This window comes from Candidatus Neomarinimicrobiota bacterium, assembly GCA_012964825.1.
Classification (GTDB): domain Bacteria; phylum Fidelibacterota; class Marinisomatia; order Marinisomatales; family S15-B10; genus UBA2125.
On sequence record DTTI01000056.1, the window covers coordinates 1 to 1,943 of the forward strand.

Annotated in this window: 3 protein-coding genes; all 3 read left to right on the forward strand. The window is 47.3% G+C overall.

Translation table 11 applies throughout. The annotated features are described in order from the left end of the window. Positions 1-65: 65 nt before the first annotated feature. The 3 genes from EYO21_05525 (at position 66) to EYO21_05535 (ending at position 1,827) form a co-directional block, all read left to right on the forward strand. Positions 66-671 (forward strand): hypothetical protein, encoded by a 606-nt coding sequence (locus tag EYO21_05525; protein ID HIB03267.1) that lies wholly within the window; start codon positions 66-68, stop codon positions 669-671. Between the two features lie 103 nt (positions 672-774). Next, complete coding sequence (locus EYO21_05530; protein ID HIB03268.1) at positions 775-1,488, forward strand: phosphatase PAP2 family protein; 714 nt, start codon at positions 775-777, stop codon at positions 1,486-1,488. A gap of 9 nt (positions 1,489-1,497) precedes the next feature. Continuing rightward, positions 1,498-1,827, forward strand: a complete 330-nt coding sequence (locus EYO21_05535; GenBank protein HIB03269.1) for a tRNA-binding protein — start codon at positions 1,498-1,500, stop codon at positions 1,825-1,827. The last annotated feature ends 116 nt before the right edge of the window (positions 1,828-1,943 follow it).

The window sequence follows — 1,943 nt, forward strand, 5'->3', positions numbered from 1 at the left end:
GTTAGTACTGGATTGAAAGGCGCTGCCAGCGTCCCACCTGAGTTCTCGGACAGTTAAAACTCCCAATGATCAAGACATTTTTTTTCGACATCGGTAATGTACTCTTGAATATTTACTCCGAAGAAGTTGTCCGCCAGTTTACCCGTGCCATCGGTGTGGAAACTACCGTAATGGTGTCGGCCTTGTTCGGGGAAATGCATGACGACTACGAAAAGGGGGGACTGACGGATGAACAATTCTTTTCCGGCGTTATGGCAAATATTGCGTCTGAAAAGAAACTTACTCAGACAGAGTTCTTTGACTGTTGGCGGAGCATGCTGGGTGACGTGACGGAAACTTTCCACTACGCCCGGGAGCTATCGAAAACAATCACTGTCTGGCTTGCCTCGAACACCAATCAACATCACATTAATCACGGCGGTGTGAGGAACAAAATGAACGGGTTCTCCGGTGCCATCTATTCATTTGATGTAGGAGCCCGAAAGCCCGATGAATGCTTCTTTAAAGCCATGCTGACAGCGGCAAACGCTAATGCATCTGAAAGTTTCTTTGTGGATGACCGTATGGAAAATGTTGCTGCAGCTGGCAAGATGGGAATGACGGTGATCCACTATCGGTCCCACGGGCAATTCGTGAAAGATTTTGAAAGTCTGAATCCGGAAATCAGCTGATACCTCTTTCCCGTTTCATGTAAATTTGCTTCCCAATGGAAGCGACCTCCGTAACGCCCTCGCTCATAGACCTGCTGAAAAAGTCACCACAAGGAAAAAGATAATGAGCAAAGCAGTGTTATGGTTCGTCTGCTGCACGACCGCTCTGTCGGCAAAACTAAACACTTTTGATTTCTTCATGGACGGTATAACCGAAGCGTTCACATCATCTCAAAATCTGACCCTGCTTGGCACCGCCGCTGTTTCGATATTTACGTTGCGCGCTTACGATGATGACATACAGCAATACAGTCAGAAACATGGCCTCATGTCTAATACACTTTCTCACCATCTTGATCTATACGGGGGCGGGTGGGCATACCCGGCACTGTTGGGGGTGGCTGTGCTGAAATCTGGTACGCGGGATGAGAAAATGGACCGATTGCTTTTTTCTTCATCAGCCATAGGTGTTACTATGATGGCCACGGTTGTAGTAAAAAAAACCACAGGACGATTGCGGCCCAACGGTCAGAACAGGCGGTCATTCCCATCCGGTCACACATCAGGAAGTTTTGCGGTGGCAGCTGTTGTTGATGATCTTTATGGTGAGAAGGCTGGAATGCCTGCTTATCTTGTTGCGGGGTTGGTAGGCGTTCACCGCATCCACGATAATGAGCATTGGCTGACGGACGTTATAGCCGGAGCTGCTCTCGGTATCGTTGTGGGGCGGGGATTTGCCGTAGCCTACCGAACTACCATCAATGATGATTCCTTAAGATTGGTCCCAGAAAGGCATAGTCAACCTATTATGGTACGGTTGGTTATCCCCATTCATTAAAAAGTGAGTATGATAACTGTTTCTGACTTTAAAGCTCTGGATATAAGAGTGGGACGCATTCTTTCGGTGGATGATTTTCCTGAGGCAAAAGACCCGGCGTATAAGATTATTGTGGATCTTGGGCCTCTTGGGAAAAAGCAGTCCAGTGCTCAAATCACTGATCTTTATTCCAAAGAAGATCTTTTGGGTAGAAAGGTTTTGTGTGTTGCAAACTTGCCACCCCTGAAGGTAGCCGGGTTTAAGTCCGAAGTTCTGATCCTCGGTGCCTGCCCGGAAGGTGAATCGGTGATTCTTCTTAAGCTTGATGATGATGTCTCTGAAGGAACGCGTATCTCTTAACTTATTTGGCCTGAAATTTTTTAAATGGCTGTAGGAAAAGACCATTCAGATATTACCAACCGGCTTGGTACGGGATCGCCGTTATTGCTTGACGGTGCTATGGGGACACAGTTGCT

What these genes read in the sequence shown, in the direction of transcription:
- EYO21_05530 (HIB03268.1), top strand. Translation starts at nt 775, where the DNA reads ATGAGCAAAGCAGTGTTATGGTTCGTCTGCTGCACGACCGCTCTGTCG.
- EYO21_05535 (HIB03269.1), top strand. Translation starts at nt 1,498, where the DNA reads ATGATAACTGTTTCTGACTTTAAAGCTCTGGATATAAGAGTGGGACGC.
- EYO21_05525 (HIB03267.1), top strand. Translation starts at nt 66, where the DNA reads ATGATCAAGACATTTTTTTTCGACATCGGTAATGTACTCTTGAATATT.